This is a genomic window from Streptomyces sp. NPDC087422, assembly GCF_044744145.1.
Lineage (GTDB): Bacteria > Actinomycetota > Actinomycetes > Streptomycetales > Streptomycetaceae > Actinacidiphila.
The window spans coordinates 442,087-462,831 of record NZ_JBIUXT010000007.1 but is presented as its reverse complement, the minus strand read 5'-3'; the positions used below and the strand labels follow the sequence as shown (position 1 = coordinate 462,831).

Here is a 20,745-nt window from a genome sequence, read left to right as displayed (position 1 = left end):
TGCGGTGCAGTCCTAGACAGCTCCACCACACCGGAGGTCTTCGCCATGATCAAGCACCGGCACATGTCAACAACGCTCGTGATCAATACACCTAGCCGGTGATCAGGTCGAATTTCTCCCAGGCGCCGATGGCGGCCCGGTTGGCGACCAGCGGCGCGGCGCCCGCGTTCTCGGCGGTCACGTACTGGTTGGTGGCCTGGGCGCGGAGGCTGACGCTGCCGTCGGAGTTGTGGACAAGGGTGAACGTCTGGGCGGCGCCGACGGTGGTGGAGTCGGCGATGAGATTGCCGGAACCCGCGCTGACGTAGCGGTTGTTGGCGTGGGCGCGCAGCGCGATGTTGCCGCCGCCCGCGTCGGTCATGTCGAACTGCTCCCAGGCGCCGATGGCGGTCCTGTTGGCGATGAGGGCCGCGGCTCCGGCGTTCTCGGCGGTCACGTAGTTGTTGTTCACGCGGGCGCGCAGGCTGATCACGGTACCGGTGCCGCCGCCCGGTGTGGTGGTCGTCGGCTGGGTGGGGCGGGTCGCGGTGAGGGCGATCTGGCCCTTGAGCATCTTGCCGCCGTCGCCGGTCAGCCGCAGGTAGTAGTCCGACGAGCAGGCCGTACCGTCCTCGTCCAGCGCCAGGAACCCGGAGTTGGTCGGCACGAAAGCCTGGGACTCGGCGGTCTTGGCGATCTGGTTGCCCTCGTTGTACTCGTCGAACATCGAGATGTAGATGCCCTGCACCCCGGCCCGGCACATGTTGTAGAACTGCCGCCACATGAAGTCGCCGTGCGCGCGCTGCCGCAGTGTGACGGCGCCGGGCAGGACGCACGGCTGGTAGTCGATGCCGTGGGCGGCGCATTCGGCGAGGTCGGGGACGGTCGCCACGTTGTAGAAGTTGTCGGCGTCCGAGACGTTGCCGATCCGGCCGACCATCCACGGCGAGATCATGTTGAACGCGTGGTAGACGTCGCTGAATCCGGCGCGGGAGTCGCGGTCGCCGGTCCGCCACCAGGTGGGTACGCCGCCGATGACGTAACAGCCCTGGGACTTGAACCAGTTGACGACGTCCAGGCAGGGCGCGGGCGCCCACGGGCGTTTGTCGTCGTTGAAGCCGAAGCCCCAGATGCAGACGACCGGCTTGCCGTTCTGGGTGGCGTAGGCGGACGAGGCCGTGTGGGCCTTCATCTTGTTGGTCCAGTCGGTCTTGATCTCCGACTGCATGTTGGTCCAGTCGGTGACGTCGTACATGATGTAGAACTTCCGGCCGTGCGACTCGGCGGCACTGCGCACCTTGGTGGCCATCGCGTCGCGTGTCGGGCCTTCGCCGCCGACGGGGTTGAAGCGCTGGAGCGCGGCGGTGTCGATGTTGTTCTGCTGCATCCACTGGAAGTGGGTGTCCACGGTCTGCTGGTCGTAGGACGAGAAGAGCGTGGCGGGCTGGCCGTTGCCGAGATTCGCGTAGGCGGTCTGGTACGTCTTGGTGTAGTCGCGCATGTCGGGCCAGGCGACGATACCGGTGTTGGACGGCGACGGGGGCTGGCTGGAGTTGGGGCTCCAGTGCCACCAGGCGTTGATCGGGGCGCCGTCGCCGATGCAGGCGAACCAGCCCTGATAGCCGACCGTGACCTTCCCGACCACGTCTCCCGGCCCGCTCGCGGCGGGGGCGGCCGACGCGGACGGGGAGACGGCGGACGCCGAGGCTCTTGTGGCCAGACCCAGGGCGCCGAGGGCGGCGGCGGACGTACCGGCCGCGGTGACGCTCACGAACTTGCGACGTGACACTGCCATGGATGACTCCGAACGGCGACGCGCGGCGGGACCGCCGGGCGTATCGGTGGACTGAGTGTGGGGGTTCATGCTGTTGGCCTGTTCAACAGATGAACTCAGTGTTCCGTGGTGGGCCGCGCGGGGCGCGCGCGGCCAGCCCGGTGAATTCCGCTCGAATTACGCTGACTTGCGGTGGGGTCCGGCGCGCACAGTCCCTTGACACGCGCCTTCACGCCGATCTTCCGTGCACAAGCGGTATCGGGCACGCGTCGATTCAACTGCTGAATCCAATGGTGCGTCAAGGGTCTAGACCTGATTGACGGTTCCTCCGGAATTCTCCCGAATGGCGCCCAGGAAAGGCGCGTTGAACGTCCGTATCGGGCACGAAAGGTCGGAGGGGATGATTCAGATAGTGTCAGGCATCGTCAAATATCTCGGCTGACAATCGGCCCCAGCGTTCGGCCGGACGCGCCGCCGCTCGGCGGACTATTCTCGACAGCGGCAGCGTCGCCGCTCATCGCGCCCGTCCGCGACAGCGCTGCCGTACCTTCGCGGCGCCTCCGCCGAATCGACGCCTCCCGACGCCTCCCGACGCTTTACCGACAGGAGACAAGCCGGTGCGGAAGACCGAAACGACCTTCACCGCGGGGGATTTAGCCCCGTCACACGTCCTGACCACGATGACCGGGGAGACCGTCGCCGTTCCCGAGGCCGGATATCCGGTGCACCTGCAATTCCGGCGGTTCGCGGGATGCCCGGTCTGCAATCTGCACCTGCGCTCCTTCGTCCGGCGGGCCGACGAGATCAGGGCCGCCGGAATCCACGAGGTCGTGGTCTTCCACGCCCCCGACGAGGAACTGCTCAAGTACGAGGCTGAGTTGCCGTTCGCCGTGGTGGGCGACCCGGACAAGACGCTCTACCGCGAGTTCGGGGTCGAGACCTCGATCCGCGCGGTGGCCGATCCGCGGGTCTGGCCCGCCATCGCGCGCGCGGTCGGCAGCTCGATGTGGGGCACGGTCCGGCGCCGCAACCGTATGGCCCCGGTCGTGCCGACCGGCGGCAGCCTCGGTCTGCCCGCCGACTTCCTGATCGCCCCGGACGGCCGGATCGTCGCGGCGAAGTACGGCGAGCACGCGTACGACCAGTGGTCGGTGGACGAACTGCTCGCGCACGCGGCGCAGGCAGCGGCCACCGCGCCGGCCGACCCCACCGAGGCCCCGGCCTGACGGCCGTCCCGCCACGGTCCGGCCGGGTCCCCACGGCGCCGGGCGTGTCCGCTCGGCACGGCGAGCGGCGCGCCCGCCGTACCTGAGGCCGTACGACCGGCCGGCTCCCGTCGTACCGCCCGCCCACAGCACCTCCCGCGCCCTCACGCCGACAGTGCCCGCACCGCCTCCCCGATCTCCTCCGGGGCGCAGGCCGTGGCCAGCACGTCCAGGGACAGGCCGAGCGCCGCCGCCAGGGCGACCACGGTGAAGAAGGCCGGGGTCGGGGCCCGGCCGGTCTCGATCTTGCGCAGGGTCTCCGCGGAGACCCCGGCCGCCGCCGCCACGTCCACCATGCTGCGGTCGCCGCGGGCGTCGCGGAGCAGTGCGCCGAAGCGTTCGCCGCGGGCGCGCTCCTCGGGGGTCAGGGGTGTTCTCACCATGCCCGTGATACTAATACCGGTATAAGTATTGGGCGAGGCCGCGGCCGGAAGGAGTCCGGCCGCCCGCACGACGAGGAGTCACAGCACATGGTGGAGATCAAGACCGACGCGGCGCTCGACGCGATGCGCGAGGCGGGGCGCGTCGTGGCGCAGGCGCTCGCCGCCGCACGGGAGGCGGCGGCCGTCGGCGTATCGCTTCGGGACCTGGACGCGGCGGCCCACGCCGTCCTGGACAAGGCGGGCGCCACGTCCCCCTTCCTCGGCTACCAGCCGTCCTTCGCCCCCTCCCCCTTCCCCGCGGTGATCTGCGCGTCGGTGAACGACGCGCTCGTGCACGGCATCCCCACCGACTACCGGCTGCGCGACGGCGACCTGGTGAGCATCGACTGCGGCGCGGTGCTCGACGGCTGGGCGGGAGACGCCGCGGTCAGCTTCATCGTGGGCACGCCCCGGCCCGAGGACGTGGAGCTGATCGCCGCCACCCAGCGCGCCCTGGACGCGGGCATCGCGGCGGCCGTCGTCGGCCACCGCCTCGGCGACATCTCGCACGCGGTCGGCGCGGTGGCGCGCACGGCGCGCTGCGGCATGCCCACCGACTTCGGCGGCCACGGCATCGGCCGCCAGATGCACGAGGACCCGCACGTGCCCAACCGCGGGCGGCCGGGGCGCGGCTTCCCGCTCCGCCACGGGCTCGTCCTCGCGATCGAGCCGATGCTGATGTCCGGCGGGCGCGACGAATACCGTACGGACCCGGACGGCTGGACGCTGCGCACGGTCGACGGGAGCCGCGCCGCGCACATCGAGCACACCGTCGCGATCACCGAGCAGGGCCCGCGCGTCCTCACGCTCGTCTGATCCGTCCCGGGCGCCGCCGCCCGCCCGCGGTCCACCACCCGTCGGCCGCCCGCCGCTCGCACGTCCGGCGCACGCCGCGTGCCCCGCGGGCCGCCCGTTGCCTGCCCGTCGTCCGAAACGGGCACTTCCACGGGCCGTATGGCCAACCACCACACCACCTGATCGCCAACACACCTTCTGAACTGGCACTCTTGCCGACCGGTCCGGGCAACACCGGGCAGTTTGTTGTCCGTTATGGGCCGGTCCCTGTCAAAGTGGCGTTGGTATAACTCTTCCACGGGCAAAACCGGGCACGCCTTGCCCGGACCGGCGAAGAGACAGGTGGTGACCGTGAGAGCACAAGAACGCCAACATCGGATCCTCGCGCTCGCGCGCCACCAGGGTCAGGTCGAGGTCACCGTGATGGCCGCCGATCTCAAGGTGGCGCCGGAGACCATCCGCCGCGATCTGGGCGTACTGGAGAGCCGCGGTCTGGTCCGCAGGACGTACGGCGGCGCCTATCCCGTCGAGGGCGCGGGGTTCGAGACCGACCTCGCCCAGCGGGTGACGCTGCATGTCGCCGACAAGCGACGGATCGCGGCCGAGGCGGTCAAGCTGCTCGGCGAGGCGGAGACCGTCTTCGTGGACGAGGGCTACACCCCTCAACTGCTCGCCGCGCTGCTGCCCAGCGACCGGCCGCTGACGGTGGTCACCGCGTCGTTGACCACCGCGGCGGCCGTCGCGGACTCCGCCAACACCACTGTGCTGCTGCTCGGTGGCCGTGTCCGGGCCCGGACGCTGGCCACCGTCGGCTCCTGGGCCTGCGACATGCTCGCGGGCTTCGTCATCGACCTGGCCTTCGTCGGGTCGAACGGCATCTCCCGCGAACTCGGCCTGACCACACCGGATCCCGTGGTCGCCGACGTCAAGGCCAAGGCGCTGGAGGTCTCCCGGCGCCGGATCTTCATGGGCCACCACAGCAAATTCGGCGCGAGCAGCTTCTGCCGCTTCGCCCAGGTCGGCGACTTCGAGGCGATCGTCACCGACACCGGTCTGTCCAGCGCCGAGGCGCACCGCTACGCACTTCTGGGACCCCGCGTCTTCAGAGTCTGACCCGCGGGCCCGCCCCGCGCCGCTCCCCCCTTCCCCTCCCCCCACCTCCCCCGCGATCTCCGAGCTCCCCGCAGGCCCCGCCGCAGTCCCGGCGCTCCCCCGCCTTCCGCACCTCCCCGGTACGCCGATCCGGGCTACCCCCTGCCCTCCCGCACCACGACTCCCGCTCCACCCACCCTCATCCCCGGTCATGAAAGGGACGAATCATGACACCGAGAACGAGAAGCCTTCCCCGCCTGCTGCCCCCGCTCGCCCTCGCCGTCTGCGGCACCCTGCTCGCGGCCTGTTCCGGCGCCGGCGGCTCCGGCGGAAGCTCCGGCGGTCACTCCATCAACGTACTGATGGTCAACAACCCGCAGATGGAGGACCTTCAAAAGCTCACCGCCGCCAACTTCACCAAGTCCACCGGTATCAAGGTCAATTTCACGGTGCTGCCCGAGAACGACGTCCGGGACAAGATCACCCAGGACTTCTCCAGCCAGGCCGGCCAGTACGACGTCGCGACCATCAGCAACTACGAGACGCCGATCTACGCCAAGAACGGCTGGCTCGCCCCGCTCACCGCGCACACCAAGTCCGACACGGCCTTCGCGCAGAGCGACATCCTGCCCGCGCTCCAGCAGTCGCTGACGTACAAGAACGACATCTACGCCGAGCCCTTCTACGGCGAGTCGTCGTTCCTGATGTACCGCAAGGACGTCTTCGCGGCGAAGAACCTGACGATGCCCGCCAACCCGACCTGGGCGCAGGTCGCGGACCTCGCCGCGAAGGTCGACGGCGCGCGGTCCGGCATGAAGGGCATCTGCCTGCGCGGCCAGCCCGGCTGGGGCGAGGTCATCGCCCCGCTGACCACCGTGGTCAACACCATGGGCGGCACCTGGTTCGACAAGGACTGGAAGGCCCAGGTCAACAGCCCCGCCTTCACCAAGGCGACGCAGTTCTACGTGGACCTGGTGCGCGCCCACGGTGAGGCCGGAGCCCCGCAGGCCGGGTTCACCGAGTGCCTCAACGACCTGGAGCAGGGCAAGGTCGCCATGTGGTACGACGCGACGTCGGCGGCCGGTTCGCTGGAGGCCAAGGACTCACCGGTCGCGGGCAAGCTCGGCTACGCGCCCGCTCCGGTCGACCAGACCAAGAGCTCCGGCTGGCTCTACACCTGGGCCTGGGGCCTGCAGAAGGCCAGCAAGCACCAGGACGACGCCTGGAAGTTCATCTCGTGGGCGTCGGGCAAGGGCTACGAGGAACTGGTCGGCAAGCAACTGGGCTGGTCGCGGGTCCCGGCCGGCAAGCGCACCTCCACGTACCAGAACCCGGACTACGTCGCCTCCGCCTCGGCGTTCGCCAAGGCCACCGAGACCGCGCTCGAGGCGGCCAACCCGACGAACCCGGGCATCCAGCCGCGGCCCGCGCCCGGCATCCAGTTCGTCGGCATCCCCGAGTTCACCGATCTGGGCACCCAGGTCTCGCAGCAGATCAGCTCCGCCATCGCGGGCCAGACCAGCGTGAAGAGCGCCTTGTCCGCGAGCCAGAAGCTCGCAGAGAAGGTCGCCGACAAGTACGCGGGCAACTGACCGCCACCGCCCCACCCGACGGTCCCGGCCGCCCCCGGCCCCCCGCACGACGGGGCCGGGCGGCGGGCCCGGGGCGCGAAGCGGAGAGAGACGACTGACACCATGAGCACCCCATCCCTCACCAGACGCATCCGCGCGCCGCAGACCGAGCAAGAGCCGGCGCCGCCCGCCGCGCGCCGGTCCCCCGGCGCCTGGGTCCGGCGGGCCCCGCTGCTGCCGGCCCTGGTCTTCATGATCGTGGTCACCCAACTGCCGTTCGTCGGCACCCTGGTGATCTCGTTCATGCGGTGGAACGCCCTCGACCCCGGTGACCGCGGTTTCGCCGGCCTCCAGAACTACAAGGAAGAGTTCACCGACCCGCAACTGCGCCACGCCCTGACCACCACGGTCGTGCTGACCGTCTCCGTGGTCCTGGTCAGCCTGCTGCTCGGCCTCGGCCTCGCGCTGCTGCTCGACCGGAAGTTCCTCGGCCGGGGCATCGTGCGCACCATGCTCATCACGCCGTTCCTGGTGGTACCGGTGGCGTCCGCGCTGCTGTGGAAGCACGCGCTGTACAACGCGTCGTACGGCCTGATCAACGGCTCGCTCAACTGGCTGTGGAAGCTGTTCGGCAGCGACAACGCGCCGCAGCCGGACTGGCTGTCCACCCACCCGCTGCTGGCCGTCGAGGCGTCGCTGGTGTGGCAGTGGACGCCGTTCATGATGCTGATCCTGCTCGCCGGGCTCCAGAGCCGGCCGATGGACATCGCCGAGGCGGCGCGAGTGGACGGCGCGGGCACCTGGCAGATCTTCCGCTATCTGACCTTCCCGTACCTGCGCCGCTATCTCGAACTGGCGGCCCTGCTCGGGTCGGTGTACGTGGTGCAGAACTTCGACGCCGTGTTCACCATCACCTCCGGCGGTCTCGGCACCGCCAACCTCCCCTACACCGTCTACACGACCTTCTACCAGGCGCACGACTACGGGCAGGCGTCCGCCGCGGGCGTCATCGTGGTCATCCTGTCGATCATCGTGGCCACCTTCGCGCTGCGCACCGTCTCGTCGCTGTTCCGAGAGGAGACCCGGTGATGGCTACCGTCTCCGTGACCACCGCCCGCCGCCGTACGGCACCCGCCGCCCGCAAGGAGCGGCGCAACCGCTCACTGCTCGGCCTGCTGGCCTGGCTGTGCGGGATCGTCTTCTTCCTGCCCTTCGCGTGGATGGTGCTCACCTCCTTCCACAGCGAGCAGGACGCGGCGACCAACCCGCCGAAGCTCGGGGCGTCGCTGACGCTCCACGGCTACCGGGAGTTCTTCGGCTCCGGCACCGGCGTCAGCCCGTGGCCGCCGCTGGTCAACTCCCTGACAGCGGCGGCGGTTTCCACCGCCCTCGTACTGGTGCTGTCCTTCCCCGCCGCCTACGCGCTGTCGATCAAGCCGGTGCGCAAGTGGACCGACGTGATGTTCTTCTTCCTGTCGACCAAGATGCTGCCCGCCGTCGCGGGCCTGCTGCCGGTCTATCTGATCGCGAAGAACGCCGGTCTGCTGGACAACATCTGGCTGCTGATCCTGCTCTACACCTCGATGAATCTGCCGATCGCGGTGTGGATGATGCGCTCGTTCCTCGCCGAGGTCCCGGTGGAGATCCTGGAGGCCGCCTCGATCGACGGCGCGGGCCTGCCGACCATCCTGGTACGGATCATCGCCCCGGTCGTCACCCCGGGGATCGCCGCGACCGCGCTGATCTCGTTCATCTTCAGTTGGAACGAACTGCTCTTCGCGCGGGTGCTGACCGGTGTGGTGGCCGGTACCGCGCCGGTGTTCCTCACCGGATTCGTCACCAGCCAGGGCCTGTTCCTCGCCAAGGTGTGCGCCGCCGCCGTCTGTATATCCCTGCCGGTACTGGCCGCCGGATTCGCCGCCCAGGACAAGCTCGTCCAGGGCCTCTCTCTTGGAGCCGTCAAGTGAAAGCAGCCGTCATCAGCTCCCCCGGTGTCGTCGGCATCGAGACCGTCGACGACCCGGCGCCCGGCCCCCGGGACGTCGTGGTCCAGGTCGCGGCCTGCGGTCTGTGCGGCACCGATCTGCACATCCTCCAGGGCGAGTTCGCCCCGACCCTGCCGATCGTGCCGGGGCACGAATTCGCCGGTGAGATCGTCGCCGTGGGCTCCGAGGTCCGCGAGCTGGCCGTGGGCGACCAGGTGGCGGTCGACCCGTCGCTGTACTGCCACGAGTGCCACTACTGCCGGATCGGGCGGAGCAATCTGTGCGAGCGGTGGGCCGCGATCGGCGTGACCGTCCCCGGCGGCGCCGCCGAATTCGCCGTCGCCCCGGTCGCCAACTGCGTCAAACTCCCCGAGCACATACGGACGGTGGACGCGGCGCTGATCGAACCGCTGTCCTGCGCCGTACGCGGCTACGACATCCTGCGCAGCCAACTGGCCAGCCACGTATTGATCTACGGCTCCGGCACCATGGGCCTGATGATGCTGGAGCTGGCCAAGCGGACCGGCGCCGCGACCGTCGACGTCGTCGACATCAACGAGGAGCGGCTGACCACGGCCACGGCGCTGGGCTGCTCGCAGGTGGCGACCAACGCGGACGAGATCGCCCGCCCGCGCGGCTGGGACGTCGTGATCGACGCGACCGGCAACGCGCAGGCCATCCAGGACGCGCTGGACCGGGTCGGCAAGGGCGGCACCTTCCTCCAGTTCGGCGTGGCCGACTACGCCGCGCGCGCGACGATCGAGCCGTACCGCATCTACAACCAGGAGATCACCATCACCGGCTCGATGGCCGTCCTGCACAGCTACGAGCGGGCCGCCGAGCTGTTCGCGGGCGGGGTGCTCGACCCGGAGGTCTTCATCAGCGACCGGCTGCCGCTGGTCGACTACGCGTCGGCGCTCGAGCGGTTCAAGGCCGGCAAGGGCCGGAAGATCCAGGTGGTGCCCTGAGCCCTGCGGGCGCCGCGGCCGTGTCCGCCGGGGAAGCCGATTGTGACCCGGCCGCGGACTTCGACAGGATGGGGCCATGACCGAGATCCGCACGCCCCGCCTGGTCCTGCGCCGCTGGCGCGAGGACGACATCGCGCCGATGGCCGAGATCAACGCCGACCCGGAGGTCATGCGCTACATCGGCGACGGGCTGCCCCGCGACCTGGAGCAGACCGCGGAGTCCATCGAGCGGTGGGAGGAGGAGTGGGACGACGAGGGCTTCGGCCTCTTCGCCGTCGAACTCCTCGCCTCGGGCGAACTGGCCGGGTTCACGGGGCTGTCCGTGCCCACGTTCCTGCCCGAGGTACTGCCCGCGGTGGAGATCGGCTGGCGGCTCGGCCGCCAGTTCTGGGGGCAGGGTTACGCGTCGGAGGCCGCTCACGCCACCTTGGAGTTCGCCCTCCAGGACCGCGGCCTCGACCGCGTGATCAGCATCGCGCAGCTCGGCAACGACGCCTCCGAGAACGTGATGCGCAAGCTCGGCATGGTCCCGGACCGCACGACGACCCACCCGGTGTCCGGCCGCCCGGTGCGGGTGCACGCGATCGACCTGACCGAATACCGGGCCTGAGCCGCGGAGGACCGGGCCCGGATCGGTCGGCCAGCCCGTCGGCCAGGTCGGCCCGCCGGTCGGTCAGTCGGTCCGCCGGCCTGTCGGGGAGCGACGCTGATCACATGGACACGTCACAGGCTTTTCACTAAGGTTTGCCTTGCCTAAGGCAAACCGTGTGTTTTTCCCTGCCTGCGCACCCGTCGTCGTCTTCGCCCCTTTCCCGCCCGTGGAGTTGTTGACCCATGCCTGCCGTGCCCAGAGCCTCCGCTGTCGCCCTGCTCTCCCTGGTCGTCCTCGGCACGGCCGCCGTCACCGGCTGCGCGAAGAAGAACGACGCCTCGTCCGACGGCGCGATACGGGTGGACGCGGCCGACAGCTCCTGCAAGGTCTCGCGCACGGAGTTCCCCGCCGGTTCCGTCAGCCTGGACGTGCACAACAAGGGCTCCAAGGTCACCGAGGTCTACGTCTACGCGCCGGGCGACCGCATCGTCACCGAACGGGAGAACATCGGCCCCGGCACCAGCGCCACCATCACCGCGCAGATCAAGGCGGGCACGTACGAGGTGGCCTGCAAGCCGGGCATGAAGGGCGACGGCATCCGGCAGAAGATCACCGTGACCGGCGCCAACGCGCCCAAGCCCGGTGACCCGCGGCTCGACGAGGCCGTCGCCTCGTACCGCAAGTACGCGCAGGAGCAGGCCGACCTGACGATCCCGCTGGTGCAGAAGTTCGCCGACGCGATCAAGGCCGGTGACGTGGCCGCGGCCAAGGCCGCCTTCGCCCCGTCGCGGGTCGGCTGGGAGCGCACCGAGCCGGTCGCCGAGAGCTTCGGTGACATCGACCCGAAGACCGACACCCGCGAGGACGGTCTGGAGGACGGCCAGAAGTGGACCGGCTGGCACCGGCTGGAGAAGGCGCTGTGGGCCGACGGCAAGCTGACCCCCGAGGACAGCACCCTCGCCGACGCGCTGGTGGCCGACCTCAAGGACTGGCAGAAGCGGGTCGGCACCGCCGACATCACGCCGACCAGCATGGCCAACGGCGCCAAGGAGCTGCTGGACGAGGTCGCCACCGGCAAGGTCACCGGTGAGGAGGACCGCTACAGCCACACCGACCTGTCGGACTTCGACGCGAACGTGGCGGGCGCCCGCAAGGCGTACGAGCTGCTGAAGCCGGTCGCCGCCGAGAAGGACCCGGCGCTGTCCAAGACCCTGGACACCGAATTCGCCGACATCCAGACGCTGCTGGACAAGTACCGGCAGGGCGACGGCTTCGTCTCGTACGACAAGGTCACCGAGAAGGAGCGCAAGGCGTTCTCCGACGCGGTCAACTCGCTCGCCGAGCCCCTGTCCAAGCTCGCCGCGGCTGTCGCACCCGCCAAGTAACCCTCGGCGCCCGGCTGCCCGGGCGCCGAAACCGCAGCTCACCGAGCCGTGGCACTCCCGCACAGGGAGGGTCACGGCTGCGGTACGCACGACGCAGAACCGATAGAAGGGCCACCGTTCATGGACGAAGCAGCCGGTACCGGCGGCACCGAGTCCACCCCCGCAGACCCCGAGGTCGCCGAGCCCGCCTCGACCGCCCCACAGGGCACGACCGCGGACACGAGCACGGATACCGACACGAGCACGAACACCGACACATCCGCGGACGACCGTACCCACCGGGCGCTCAGCCGCCGCGCGGTCATGGGTTGGGCCGGTGCCGGACTCGCCCTCGGCGCGGCGGGCGGCGGCTCGGTCGCGGCGGCGGTGACCAGCAGTACGAACGGCGGCTCCGCGTCCTCCGACGGCTCCGTCCCCTTCTACGGTGAGCACCAGGCGGGCATCGCCACCCCCGTTCAGGACCGGCTGCACTTCGCGGCGTTCGACGTCCTCACCGACGACAAGGCGGAACTGGCCGCGCTGCTCAAGGAGTGGACGAGCGCCGCCGCCGCGATGACGGCGGGACGCGAGGTCGGCACGGGCGCGGTGGACGGGGCGGCCGAGGCGCCGCCGGACGACACCGGTGAGGCGCTGGGCCTGCCCGCCTCCCGGCTGACCCTCACGGTCGGCTTCGGCCCGAGTCTGTTCGAGCAGGTCGCCGAGGACGGCACGCGCACCGACCGGTTCGGTCTGCGTGCCCGGCGCCCTGCGGCGCTGATCGACCTGCCGCACTTCCCCGGCGACAATCTCGACCCGGCCCGCAGCGGCGGCGACCTGTGCGTCCAGGCGTGCGCGGACGATCCGCAGGTCGCGGTGCACGCGATCCGCAATCTCGCCAGGATCGGCATGGGCAAGGTGTCGGTGCGCTGGTCGCAGCTCGGCTTCGGCAAGACGTCCTCGACGACGCCGGACGCGCAGACGCCGCGCAATCTGATGGGCTTCAAGGACGGCACGCACAATGTGTCGGGCACCGACACATCGACGCTGGACGGCCATGTGTGGGCGGGGCCGGGGGACGGTCCCGACTGGATGACCGGCGGCTCGTACCTGGTCGCGCGCCGGATCCGTATGCACATCGAGACCTGGGACCGCGAGGGCCTCCAGGCGCAGGAGGACGTGTTCGGCCGCACCAAGGGCGAGGGCGCGCCGTACGGCAAGCAGCGCGAGCGCGACACGCCCGACCTCGGGCTGATGCCGAAGGACGCGCATGTACGCCTGGCCCATCCGGACAGCAACGCCGGGCAGATGATCCTGCGCCGCGGCTTCTCCTTCACCGACGGCTCGGACGGTCTGGGGCGGCTGGACGCGGGTCTGTTCTTCCTCGCGTACCAGCGCGACACCCGTAAGGCGTTCGTCCCGTTGCAGCGGCGGCTCGCCGCGAGCGACGCGCTCAACGAGTACATCCAGCACGTCGGTTCCGCGCACTTCGCCTGCCCGCCGGGCGTCCGGAAATCCGGCGAATGGTGGGGGCAGTCCCTGCTCGGCTGACCCCGCCCCTCCCCCCGACCAGCGTCCCACCCGTCCCGGCCCCTGGAGTACCGCCGTGTTCGCCAACTATCTGATCGGCCTGCGAGAGGGCCTGGAAGCCAGCCTGATCGTCTGCATCCTGATCGCCTACCTGGTCAAGTCGGAGCGGCGCGAGAGCCTGCCGCCGGTCTGGACCGGCATCGGCGCCGCCGTGCTGCTGAGCTTCGGCTTCGGCGCGCTGCTCCAGTTCGGTTCGTCGGAGCTGACCTTCAAGGCCCAGGAGGCGCTGGGCGGTTCGCTGTCCATCATCGCGGTCGCGCTGGTCACCTGGATGGTGTTCTGGATGCGCCGCACCGCGCGGCATCTGAAGGCCGAGCTGCACGGCAAGCTGGACGCCGCGCTCGCGATGGGCACGACCGCGCTGGTCGTCACGGCCTTCCTGTCCGTCGGCCGCGAGGGCCTGGAGACGGCGCTGTTCGTGTGGACGGCCGTGCAGTCGAGCGACGACGGCGTCCGTCCGCTGATCGGCGCCATGCTCGGTCTGGTCACCGCCGTGATCCTGGGCTGGCTGTTCTACCGGGGCGCGGTGCGGATCAATCTGGCGAAGTTCTTCACCTGGACCGGTGCCATGCTGGTCGTGGTCGCGGCCGGTGTGCTCGCGTACGGTCTGCACGACCTCCAGGAGGCGGGCTGGATCGGCGGCCTGAACAGCCTGGCCTTCGACATCAGCTCCACGATCCCGCCGGACAGCTGGTACGGCACCCTGCTCAAGGGCGTCTTCAACTTCCAGCCGGACCCGACGGTGCTCCAGGTCTGCGCCTGGGGCGTCTACCTCGTGCCCACGCTGTACTTCTTCTTCCGCCGCTCCGGCGGTCGCCCCGCCCCGGCCGCGCGGGTCTCCCCCGAGCCGTCGCAGCCGGAGACCGCGCGCTGACCTCAGGCACCGGCCCGCTCCGGGACCGCGTGCGGTCCCGTGGCCGTGGCCCGCGCACGGCCGACGGACGTCACCGGTGGCCGCGGATCGTGTGCGGGACGTAAGGCGCTTCGAGACGGGCGATCTCGTCGTCGGTGAGGGTCACCTCGACCGCGCCGACGGCGTCGTCCACGTGGGCGAGCTTGGTGGCGCCGACGATGGGGGCGGTCACGGCCGGTCGGCTGAGCAGCCAGGCGAGCGCGATCCGGGCCATGGGCACGCCGCGTTCGTCCGCGACGGAGCGGACGGCGTCGACCACGTCGAAGTCGGCCTCGGTGTACAGCTCGTCGGCGTAGGCGTCGCTGCCGGAGCGTACGGTCCTGCGCTCGCCGTCCCTGCCGCGTGATCCGGCGAGCAGGCCGCGGGCCAGCGGGCTCCAGGGGATGGCGCCGACGCCCTGCTCCCGGCAGAGCGGGATCATCTCCCGCTCCTCCTCGCGGTAGACGAGGTTGTAGTGGTTCTGCATCGACACGAAGCGCGGCTGTCCCGCCGCCTTCGCCGTGTACTGGGCGGTGGCGAACTGGTACGCGAACATGCTGGACGCGCCGATGTAGCGGGCCTTGCCCGAGCGGACGACGTCGGCGAGCGCCTCCATCGTCTCCTCGATGGGGGTCTCGTAGTCCCAGCGGTGGATCTGGTAGAGGTCCACGTGGTCGGTGCCGAGCCGGCGCAGTGAGGCGTCGATGCCCGCCAGGATGTGCTTGCGGGACAGCCCTCCGTCGTTGGGGCCCGGTCCCATCGGCAGGCAGACCTTGGTGGCGAGCACGTAGTCGTCGCGGTGGGCGAAGAGCTTGCTCAGCAGCCGTCCGGTGATCTCCTCGCTGCGGCCGAGCGAGTACATGTCGGCGGTGTCGAAGAACGTCACACCGCCTTCGACGGCCCGCCGCACCAGAGGCTCGGACGCTTCCTCGTCGAGCATCCACGCCCGGTTGGCCGGGTCGCCGTAGCTCATCATCCCCAGGGCGATCCGTGACACCTTCAGGCCCGTCGTGCCCAGCCGGGTGTACTCCATGCCGTCTCCTCGCGTCGTGGTCCCCTTGTCCACGGGTACCCCGGCCGACCCGGATCAATATTGCTGTTCCGGCAACAATGTTTGCCGCCCGCACGCCAGGTGTCCGATGCTCCGTGCTCGGAGGTGGTCACCATGACCGACAAGGTGAGCGGGAACGGATACGGGCAGGCGGCGGCGCGTCCGGAGGCGGCCGACGAGCGGGGCTTCGACGTCGTGGTGGTCGGCGGCGGGGCGGCCGGGCTGAGCGCGGCCCTGACGCTGGGCCGGGCGCGCCGCTCGGTGCTGGTGATCGACGCGGGCGAGCCGCGCAACGCGCCCGCCGACGGCATCCACAACTATCTGGGCCGCGAGGGCGCGACGCCCGCGGAGCTGCTGGCCACCGGCCGGGAGGAGGTGGCCCGCTACGGCGGTGAGACCGCCGAGGGCCGGGCCGTCTCGGCCGCGCGGCTCGACGGCGGCGGTTTCCGTGTCGGGCTGGACGACGGCTCAGCGGTCCGCGCCGAGCGGCTGCTGCTGGCGACCGGCCTGGTGGACGGGCTGCCCGAGGTGCAGGGGCTGGCCGGGCGGTGGGGGCGCGAGGTGCTGCACTGCCCGTACTGCCACGGCTGGGAGGTGCGCGGCCAGGCGATCGGCGTGCTGGGCACCGGCCCGCTCGCGGTGCACCAGGCGCTGATGTGGCGGCAGTGGAGCCAGGACGTCACCCTCTTCGTGCACACCGCGCCCGAGCCGGACGACGAGCAGTACGAGCGGCTGGCCGCCCGCGGGATCGCCGTGGTCGAGGGCGAGGTGGCCGCCGTGGAGGTGACCGACGACCGGCTCACCGGTATGACACTGGCCGGTGGCCGGGTGATCCCCTGCCAGGCGCTGGTGGTGTCCACCCGCCTGGACGCCAGGACGGATCTGCTGGCGGACCTCGGTCTGACCACGGTCGAGCAGGAGATCGGCGGGGTGCCGATCGGCACCCGGGTCGAGGCCGATCCGACCGGCGCCACCGCCGTGCCGGGCGTCTGGGTCGCGGGCAATGTGGCCTCACCTGTCGAGATCCTCATCGGCGGCGCCACGGCGGGTGTCAGGGCCGCCGCGGCGATCAACGCGGATCTGACCGAGCAGGAGACGCTGGCCGCGGTGGCCGCGCGCCGCGCTTCGGCGGGCGCCGCGCCGACCGCGTAGGGTGCGCGGCTCCCAGTGGTACGAGGACGGCACCGAGCGGTACGAGGACGGCTTCCAGCGGTACGGGACGGCACCGACCCGTACGGGAACGGCGCGCCGACGCCACCGCGCGGACGACGGCGACACGCCCGTGCGGGCGCGCTCCACGAAGATCACAAAACTCACGAAGGGCAAGGACAGGCCGATGACCGACAACACTCCGGCGACCGAGGAACTCCAGGGCGAGGAGTTCTGGAACGCCCGCTACTCCGGGAGCGAGCGGATCTGGAGCGGCGATCCCAATACGGTCCTGGTCCGCGAGGTGGCCGGGCTGTCACCCGGCAGGGCGCTCGACCTGGGCTCCGGCGAGGGCGGCGACGCGATCTGGCTCGCCCGGCAGGGCTGGCGGGTCACCGCCACCGACATCTCGGGGGTCGCGCTCGACCGCGCGGCGCGGCACGCCGAGGAGGCGGGCGTCGGCGACCGGATCGACTGGCAGCGGCACGACCTCGGCGTGTCCTTCCCCGAGGGCGCGTTCGACCTCGTCTCGGCCCAATTCCTGCACACCCTGGGCGAGATGCCGCGCGAGGAGATCCTGCGGACAGCGGCGGCGGCCGTCGCGCCCGGCGGCGTCCTGCTCGTCGTCGGCCACTCGGGCATCCCCGCCTGGGAGAAGAACCCGCACCCCGAGGTGCATCTGCCCTCGCCGCAGGAGGTGCTGGCCTGCCTCGAACTGCCGGACGGCGCGTGGGAGGTGCTGCTCTGCGCGGAGCACGAGCGGATCCAGAACGACCCCGACGGGCGCCCGACCACGCGTACCGACAACGCCGTGAAGGTCCGCAGGCTCCCCGTGTCCGGCTGACCCGGCGCACGACACGCCGGGCGGCACCCGGACCCGGCACCCGGACCCGGCGCACGACACGCGCGACGCGGGCGGGGTCGCGGACCTCGCGCCTCCCGCTCGCCCGGCGTTCGGCGACACGGGGGTCTTCACCCCCTGGTCGGCATGGTGTCGGGTATCAGTGGGAACCTGTGCGGCATGACGGAGATCGGACTGCCCCATGGCGTACGAGCGTGCCTCTTCGACCTGGACGGCGTGCTGACGCCGACCGCGCTGGTGCACGCGGCCGCGTGGAAGGAGACCTTCGACGACTTCCTGCGGGACAGGGACGGCGAGGGTTTCCGCCCCTTCGACGCGAAGGCGGACTACGACGCGTACGTGGACGGACGTCCGCGCGCCGACGGCGTGCGCACCTTCCTCCGGGCCCGCGGCATCGAACTGCCCGAGGGCGAGGACGGCGACCCACCGGACCGGCAGACCGTCAACGGCCTCGGCAACCGCAAGAACGACGTCGTGCTGGAGAAGATCCGCACCGAAGGCGTACGCCCCTACCCCGGCTCGGTGCGCTACCTGGAGGCGGTACGGGCGGCGGGCCTGCGCACGGCGGTGGTGTCGTCCAGCGCCAACTGCCGTGACGTGCTGGTCTCCGCGGGCATCGAGCACCTGCTGGACGTACGGGTGGACGGTGTTGTCGCCAAGGAGCGGCATCTGCCGGGCAAGCCGCACCCGGACACCTTCCTGGCCGCGGCCGAGGAGCTGGGCTTCGACGCCGCCCGCGCGGCGGTCTTCGAGGACGCGCTGGTCGGCATGGACGCGGGCCGCTCCGGGCACTTCGGCTTCGTCGTCGGCGTGGACCGGGTCGGACAGACCGACGCGCTGCGCGAGCACGGCGCCGACACCGTCGTGAAGGACCTCGCCGACCTGATCGGAGTGACCGCGTGATCACCGACCCCGCCTATGAGGTCGCCCCCTGGAGCCTGCGCGAGTCCGAACTGAATCTGGACGTGCTGCCGCAGAGCGAGTCCGTCTTCGCCGTCTCCAACGGGCACATCGGCTGGCGCGGCAACCTCGACGAGGGCGAGCCGAACGGCCTGCCCGGCTCGTACCTCAACGGGCTGCACGAGACGCACCCGCTGCCGTACGCCGAAGCGGCCTACGGCGACCCGGAGTCCGGGCAGACCGTCATCAACGTCACCAACGGCAAGATCATCCGGCTGCTGGTGGACGACGAGCCGTTCGACCTGCGGTACGGCACGATCCGTTCGCACGAGCGTGAACTGGACCTGCGGGCCGGGGTGTTGCACCGGGTGTGCGAGTGGGTCTCCCCCGCGGGCCGCGCGGTGCGGGTGCGTTCGACGCGCATGGTGTCCTTCACGCAGCGCGCGGTGGCCGCCGTCGCGTACGAGGTGGAGCCGCTGGACGGCAGCCTGCGGGTGGTCGTGCAGTCGGAACTGGTGGCCAACGAGGAGGTGCCGCGCAGCGAGGGCGACCCGCGGCGGGCCGCCGCGCTGGAGAACCCGCTGGTGCCGGAGGAGAACTTCGCGTCCGGCACCCGGCTCCGGCTGGTGCACTCCACGGCCCGCAGCGGACTGCGGCTGGCCGCCGCCGCCGATCACCGCGTGGACGGCCCCGAGGCGACCACGAAGGTCTCCTCGGAGTCCGACGACGACGTCAGCAGGCTCACCATCACCTCCGTACTGGAGTCCGGACAGCGGCTGCGGCTGGAGAAATTCGTCGCGTACGGCTGGTCGGCGACCCGGTCGCTGCCCGCGCTGCGCGACCAGGCGGACGCGGCGCTGGTCGGCGCCCGCGACACCGGGTGGGACGGCCTGCTGGAGCAGCAGCGCGCCTACCTGGACGACTTCTGGGACCGGGCGGACGTGGAGGTCGACGGCGACACCGAGATCCAGCAGGCGGTGCGCTTCGGGCTCTTCCACGTGCTGCAGGCCGGTGCGCGGGCCGAGGAACGGGCGATCCCCGCCAAGGGCTTGACCGGCTCCGGCTACGACGGTCACACCTTCTGGGACGCCGAGACGGCCGTGCTGCCCGTGCTGACCTTCACCGCGCCGCGCGCGACCTCGGAGGTGCTGCGCTGGCGCCACAACACGCTGCCTGCGGCCCAGGAGCGCGCCCATCAACTGGGCCTGGCCGGTGCCGCGTTCCCGTGGCGGACGATCAACGGCGCCGAGGCGTCGGGGTACTGGCCCGCGGGCACGGCGGCCTTCCACATCAACGCCGACATCGCCGACGCGGTGGTGCGCTATGTGACGACCACCGGCGACCGGGACTTCGAGGAGAACATCGGCCTCGAACTCCTCGCGGAAACCGCCAGGTTGTGGCGGTCCCTGGGTCATCACGACCACGCGGGGGCCTTCCACATCGACGGCGTGACCGGGCCCGACGAGTACAGCGCGATCAGCGACGACAACGCGTACACCAACCTGATGGCGCAGGCGAATCTCGTCGCGGCGGCGGACGCCGCCGAGCGCCATCCGCGCCGGGCCGCCGAGTTGGGCGTCACCGACGAGGAGACGGCGGCCTGGCGGGACGCGGCGGCGGCGATGTCCCTGCCGTACAACGAGGAGCTGGGGGTCCACGAGCAGTCCAAGGGCTTCACCCGGCACCAGGTGTGGAACTTCGCCGAGACCGATCCGGCGCACTATCCGCTGCTGCTCAACTACGCCTACTTCGACCTGTACCGCAAGCAGGTGGTCAAGCAGGCCGACCTGGTGCTGGCGATGTTCCTGCGCGGAGACGCCTTCGAACACGCCCAGAAGGTACGGAACTTCGCGTACTACGAGCCGCTGACCGTCCGCGACTCCTCGCTGTCGGCGTACTGCCAGTCGATCATCGCCGCCGAGGTCGGCCATCTCCAACTGGCCTACGACTACCTCGGCGAGTCGGCGCTGATCGACCTCGGCGACCTGGAGAACAACTCGCGCGACGGCCTGCACATCGCGGCGCTCGCCGGTACGTGGACGGCGCTGGTGTCGGGGCTCGGCGGGATGCGGCTCTTCGACGGCGACCCGATCCGCTTCGCGCCCCGGCTGCCCGACGCGCTCAGCCGGATCGCCTTCCGGCTGGCCTTCCGCGGGCGCCGGCTGCACGTCGAGGTCACCAGGAGCAAGGCCACGTACACCCTCGCGGAGGGCGAGCCGATCGAGGTCCTGCACTACGAGAAGTCCTTCATGCTGACCGCGGAGCACCCGGTCAGCCGCGACCTGCCGGAGATCGAGCACCGCCCGCAGCCCTCGCAGCCCCCGGGCCGGGCGCCGCGCCGCCGCAATCAGCGGCCCGGCTAGGGCCGTCCGGGGAACGCGGTGGGGTGCGGGCGCGGGGGCGCCGGCCGGCCCCCCCCCGGTGTTTTGTAAACGGGGGGGGGGGGGGGACCGGGGTTGCCGGGAGTGGTCGGCCGCGGGAAGAGAACGCCCCCGCA

Annotated in this window: 18 protein-coding genes; 15 read left to right on the top strand and 3 right to left on the bottom strand. The window is 70.9% G+C overall.

Features of this window, described 5'->3' with window-relative positions; genetic code table 11:
- Nucleotides 1-91 precede the first annotated feature (91 nt).
- Entirely contained in the window at nucleotides 92-1,774 is a 1,683-nt protein-coding gene (locus ACIO6U_RS24640) for a xylosidase (RefSeq protein ID WP_401722230.1), read from the bottom strand.
- 596 nt (nucleotides 1,775-2,370) lie between these two features.
- Between ACIO6U_RS24640 and ACIO6U_RS24635 the strand changes: the two genes are divergently transcribed.
- Nucleotides 2,371-2,979 carry a peroxiredoxin-like family protein gene (locus ACIO6U_RS24635; RefSeq protein WP_401722227.1) on the top strand — a complete coding sequence of 203 codons (609 nt, stop codon included), beginning with the start codon at nucleotides 2,371-2,373 and terminating at the stop codon, nucleotides 2,977-2,979.
- Nucleotides 2,980-3,122: 143 nt separating this feature from the next.
- Here the strand turns inward: ACIO6U_RS24635 and ACIO6U_RS24630 are convergent, their stop codons facing one another.
- Nucleotides 3,123-3,401, bottom strand: coding sequence for a helix-turn-helix transcriptional regulator (locus ACIO6U_RS24630; RefSeq protein ID WP_355349207.1), 279 nt, complete (start codon nucleotides 3,399-3,401; stop codon nucleotides 3,123-3,125).
- 87 nt (nucleotides 3,402-3,488) lie between these two features.
- Here ACIO6U_RS24630 and map point away from each other — a divergent pair, with 87 nt between their 5' ends.
- From map to efeU, 10 genes are all read left to right on the top strand, one after another.
- Nucleotides 3,489-4,256, top strand: coding sequence for a type I methionyl aminopeptidase (gene map / locus ACIO6U_RS24625; protein WP_355349210.1), 768 nt, complete (start codon nucleotides 3,489-3,491; stop codon nucleotides 4,254-4,256).
- 330 nt (nucleotides 4,257-4,586) lie between these two features.
- A complete protein-coding gene (locus ACIO6U_RS24620; protein WP_188284604.1) occupies nucleotides 4,587-5,348 on the top strand; it encodes a DeoR/GlpR family DNA-binding transcription regulator in 762 nt (253 codons plus the stop codon).
- A 206-nt stretch (nucleotides 5,349-5,554) separates the two neighbouring features.
- Complete coding sequence (locus ACIO6U_RS24615) at nucleotides 5,555-6,919, top strand: sugar ABC transporter substrate-binding protein (RefSeq protein WP_355349214.1); 1,365 nt, start codon at nucleotides 5,555-5,557, stop codon at nucleotides 6,917-6,919.
- Nucleotides 6,920-7,021: 102 nt separating this feature from the next.
- Entirely contained in the window at nucleotides 7,022-7,987 is a 966-nt protein-coding gene (locus ACIO6U_RS24610; protein WP_355349217.1) for a sugar ABC transporter permease, read from the top strand.
- Nucleotides 7,987-8,865 (top strand): ABC transporter permease subunit, encoded by an 879-nt coding sequence (locus ACIO6U_RS24605; RefSeq protein WP_391049820.1) that lies wholly within the window; start codon nucleotides 7,987-7,989, stop codon nucleotides 8,863-8,865. Before ACIO6U_RS24610 ends, ACIO6U_RS24605 begins: the two co-directional genes overlap by 1 nt.
- On the top strand, nucleotides 8,862-9,851 hold the full coding sequence (locus tag ACIO6U_RS24600) for a zinc-dependent alcohol dehydrogenase family protein (protein ID WP_188284600.1): 990 nt from the start codon (nucleotides 8,862-8,864) through the stop codon (nucleotides 9,849-9,851). Before ACIO6U_RS24605 ends, ACIO6U_RS24600 begins: the two co-directional genes overlap by 4 nt.
- Before the next feature lie 76 nt (nucleotides 9,852-9,927).
- Complete coding sequence (locus ACIO6U_RS24595) at nucleotides 9,928-10,461, top strand: GNAT family N-acetyltransferase (protein WP_355349224.1); 534 nt, start codon at nucleotides 9,928-9,930, stop codon at nucleotides 10,459-10,461.
- A gap of 224 nt (nucleotides 10,462-10,685) precedes the next feature.
- Complete coding sequence (gene efeO / locus ACIO6U_RS24590; RefSeq protein WP_355349227.1) at nucleotides 10,686-11,828, top strand: iron uptake system protein EfeO; 1,143 nt, start codon at nucleotides 10,686-10,688, stop codon at nucleotides 11,826-11,828.
- Between the two features lie 120 nt (nucleotides 11,829-11,948).
- A complete protein-coding gene (efeB, locus tag ACIO6U_RS24585) occupies nucleotides 11,949-13,355 on the top strand; it encodes an iron uptake transporter deferrochelatase/peroxidase subunit (protein ID WP_401722220.1) in 1,407 nt (468 codons plus the stop codon).
- Nucleotides 13,356-13,410: 55 nt separating this feature from the next.
- Nucleotides 13,411-14,268, top strand: a complete 858-nt coding sequence (gene efeU / locus ACIO6U_RS24580; protein WP_355349232.1) for an iron uptake transporter permease EfeU — start codon at nucleotides 13,411-13,413, stop codon at nucleotides 14,266-14,268.
- A gap of 70 nt (nucleotides 14,269-14,338) precedes the next feature.
- On the opposite strand, the gene ACIO6U_RS24575 is transcribed toward efeU, so the two are convergent.
- Complete coding sequence (locus ACIO6U_RS24575; protein WP_391049812.1) at nucleotides 14,339-15,319, bottom strand: aldo/keto reductase; 981 nt, start codon at nucleotides 15,317-15,319, stop codon at nucleotides 14,339-14,341.
- Nucleotides 15,320-15,451: 132 nt separating this feature from the next.
- Here ACIO6U_RS24575 and ACIO6U_RS24570 point away from each other — a divergent pair, with 132 nt between their 5' ends.
- The 4 genes from ACIO6U_RS24570 (at nucleotide 15,452) to ACIO6U_RS24555 (ending at nucleotide 20,611) form a co-directional block, all read left to right on the top strand.
- On the top strand, nucleotides 15,452-16,489 hold the full coding sequence (locus tag ACIO6U_RS24570; protein WP_401722217.1) for an NAD(P)/FAD-dependent oxidoreductase: 1,038 nt from the start codon (nucleotides 15,452-15,454) through the stop codon (nucleotides 16,487-16,489).
- 184 nt (nucleotides 16,490-16,673) lie between these two features.
- The gene (locus ACIO6U_RS24565) at nucleotides 16,674-17,330 is read left to right on the top strand and encodes an SAM-dependent methyltransferase (RefSeq protein ID WP_401722281.1); all 657 of its coding nucleotides are present in this window, start codon (nucleotides 16,674-16,676) and stop codon (nucleotides 17,328-17,330) included.
- Between the two features lie 177 nt (nucleotides 17,331-17,507).
- Nucleotides 17,508-18,251 carry an HAD family hydrolase gene (locus ACIO6U_RS24560; protein ID WP_401722214.1) on the top strand — a complete coding sequence of 248 codons (744 nt, stop codon included), beginning with the start codon at nucleotides 17,508-17,510 and terminating at the stop codon, nucleotides 18,249-18,251.
- Nucleotides 18,248-20,611 carry a glycoside hydrolase family 65 protein gene (locus ACIO6U_RS24555; protein ID WP_401722211.1) on the top strand — a complete coding sequence of 788 codons (2,364 nt, stop codon included), beginning with the start codon at nucleotides 18,248-18,250 and terminating at the stop codon, nucleotides 20,609-20,611. The genes ACIO6U_RS24560 and ACIO6U_RS24555 overlap by 4 nt, the downstream gene beginning before the upstream one ends.
- The last annotated feature ends 134 nt before the right edge of the window (nucleotides 20,612-20,745 follow it).